Annotated in this window: 4 protein-coding genes; 3 read left to right on the plus strand and 1 reads right to left on the minus strand. The window is 73.6% G+C overall.

Annotated elements, in window-relative coordinates; genetic code table 11:
- The 3 genes from ACFU7Z_RS38550 to ACFU7Z_RS38560 form a co-directional block, all read left to right on the plus strand.
- A partial coding sequence (locus ACFU7Z_RS38550) for a hypothetical protein (protein WP_380782798.1) occupies window positions 1-1,001 on the plus strand: 1,001 nt, incomplete at its 5' end.
- Window positions 1,002-1,134: 133 nt separating this feature from the next.
- Entirely contained in the window at window positions 1,135-1,596 is a 462-nt protein-coding gene (locus tag ACFU7Z_RS38555; RefSeq protein WP_380782800.1) for a hypothetical protein, read from the plus strand.
- A 112-nt stretch (window positions 1,597-1,708) separates the two neighbouring features.
- On the plus strand, window positions 1,709-2,116 hold the full coding sequence (locus ACFU7Z_RS38560; RefSeq protein ID WP_380782802.1) for a hypothetical protein: 408 nt from the start codon (window positions 1,709-1,711) through the stop codon (window positions 2,114-2,116).
- A gap of 29 nt (window positions 2,117-2,145) precedes the next feature.
- Here the strand turns inward: ACFU7Z_RS38560 and ACFU7Z_RS38565 are convergent, their stop codons facing one another.
- Window positions 2,146-2,502: a peptidase inhibitor family I36 protein gene (locus ACFU7Z_RS38565; RefSeq protein ID WP_380782804.1), complete on the minus strand. Its 357-nt coding sequence runs from the start codon at window positions 2,500-2,502 to the stop codon at window positions 2,146-2,148.
- Window positions 2,503-2,683 lie beyond the last annotated feature (181 nt).

A 2,683-nucleotide genomic window follows, 5' to 3' on the forward strand; every position in this document is an offset into this window, starting at 1 on the left:
AGGTCGACCGGCCGTTCCCGTGGCCCCACCCGGAGAGGAACCCCATGGCGCGGGCCCCCAGGCCCTCGGAACTGGCGCGGCGGGCGTGGGCGGCGAACCGGCCGCTGGCCGGGACGGCCGCCCTGATGGCCCTGATGCTGGCCGTCGCCCTGGTCGGCCTGCTCGCCGATCCCCGGTCGATCACCGGGCAGCCCGCCTGGGCGAAACCGGCCCGCTTCGCGCTCTCGATCGGCCTCTACACCCTCACCCTGCTCTGGCTGCTCACCTTCGTTCGCGGCCACGACCGCCTCGTCCGGGTGGTCTCGCGGGTGACGGCCGTGTCGCTGATCGTCGAGATGGCCCTGATCGCCGCCGCGGCGGCGGCCGGCACGACCAGCCACTTCAACTTCGCCACCCCGACGGCAACGGCGGTGTGGATGACGATGGCCGCCTTCATCGTCGCCACCTGGGCGATGGCCCTGGTGGTCGTCGTGCTGCTGCTGCGTCAGCGGGTGCGGCCGCCGGTGTTCGCGTGGGGGCTGCGGCTGGGCATCGCCGTGAGCGCCCTCGGCATGGCCGTCGCGTTCCTGATGACGCTGCCGACCTCCCCGCAGCGCGCGGCCGCCAGGCGGGGCCACGGCCTGCCCGTCGTCGGCGCGCACACCGTCGGGCTCGCTGACGGCGGCCCGGGAATGCCCGTCACCGACTGGAGCACCCTCGGCGGCGACCTGCGGATCCCCCACTTCCTCGGCCTCCACGCGCTCCAGGTGCTGCCGCTGATCGGCTTCCTCCTCGCCACCCGGCCGCGCGGGTTGTCCGAGCACCACCGGGTCGCGCTGATGGGGATCGCCGGGGCGGCCTACCTGGGCCTGGTACTCGTCCTCCTCTGGCAGGCGCTGCGCGGCCAACCGGTCACCGCCCCCGACGCGGCGACCGTGGCCGCGCTGCTGGCGCTCGGAGCCGTCGCGGGCGTGGCGGGCTTTGAGGTCCTCCGCCGCGCCCGCCGCGTGGAGGGCCGGTAGCCGGAACGGCCGGTACGGGACGGCCGCCATTCGAACCAAATCCCGGTCACACGGTCTGCCCCGGGGCCTCCGATTGGTACGCAGGCAGACCGGGATCGGTGGGCGGTCCCGCGAACAAGGGAGAAGCGAGGACATGAAGAACCTCCGGGTCGCAACAGCCGCCGTCTGCGCACTTGCGGGCGCTTTCGCGGGCACGGCGTCGGCAGCGGTCGCCCAGCCCGCGGACACCGGCCCGAGGCCCGTCGCGACGCACGTCCCGCCCGCCCCCTCCGGCGGCCGGGGCGTCGTCCCCGGCGACCCCGAACTGCGCCCGCTGACCTGCGAGAACGGCCACATCTTCTACGGCTGGGACGGCGCCCCCCGCACCTCGTCCGACTTCGTCGGCCTCTACACCACGAAGCCCGACCCGGCCGACACCAGCAGGAACCGCCTCGCCTACGCCTTCGTCTCCTCCGCCGGCGCCGTCCGGCACTCGTTCGACTCCGAGTACCAGAGCGGCACCGGCCTGTGGGCCGCGTACTGGACCCACGACGCGGACTCGGAGACGTACGTGATCGTCAGCGAGGAAGGCCCGACCAGCAAGTTCTGCAGCTGAGCCCTCTCGGCACCGGCCGGTCGACCGTCGGGTCGACCGGCCGTCACCCGCGGCGGGCCGGGAGGATCGGCCGGCCACGGCATTCGACCACCACAGGAAGGAAGGCGAGGCAATGAGGAACCCCTGGGTCGTGGCAGCCGGCGTGTGCGCGCTTGCGGGAACCTTCGCGAGCACCGCGTCGGCGGCCCCCTCGGACCGGACGGCCCATGTCCGCAGCGGCCCCGAGGTGCGCCCGCTGAGGTGCGAGAACGGCCGGATCCACTTCGGCTGGGACGGCGCCACCTACGACTGGACCGACTTCGTCACCCTCACCCGCGGCAGGCCCGACCCGGACTCCACCGCGAACCGCGTCGCCTTCCGCTACGTCACCTCCGAGGACGGCACGGCCGTCCGGCACTCCTTCGACTCCGAGCTCCAGAGCGGCATCGGCCTGTGGACCGCGTACTGGACCTACGACGTGGACCTGAACAGGAACGTGATCGTCAGCGAGGCCGGCCCGGAGGACAAGCTCTGCACCTGACCGCCCGGTGCCGTCCTCAGCCGGGCGCGTCATCCGCCGAGGCCGCCCTCCCCCACCGGCCGCGCGGACTGCACCGGGTACGGGAAGCTGGCGGCGCCGCGGCCCGGTTCGAGGGTGACGGCGAGGCCGCCATACGCGGGCGACTCGTAGAAGCACCAGGCGACGTGGCTGGTGTTGACCACGCTCTCGACGGGCGGCTCGATCAGCAGCCGCGGCTGCCGGATGTGCACCAGCAGGCCGTGGAAGTCGAGTTCGGTGAACGCGCACACCGTACGGCCCCGGGGCCGGGCGAGCTGCCGGGGCACGGACGGCGCGCCCGCCGCCGGGATCACGGCCGCGCTCGCGATGGCGGCGGCGGTCAGCGAGACGGCCGCCCGTCTCGGCACGGACCACTCCAACGCCAACTCCCTTCCGATGCACCGGTGATCGGCGGTATCGCCGTTCGGGAGGGGGATCCCACCCCGGAGGGGAGGGGTAAACGGCGCCGGGGAAAGTCGTAAGTACACACACCGGGCGGCGTGGTGGCGAATCCGTCATCCGACCATGGGGAAGGGCACGCGAAGGGGC

Origin of the sequence: Kitasatospora sp. NPDC057518 (genome assembly GCF_042802075.1) — a bacterium.
In the GTDB taxonomy this organism is placed as follows: Bacteria; Actinomycetota; Actinomycetes; order Streptomycetales; family Streptomycetaceae; genus Kitasatospora.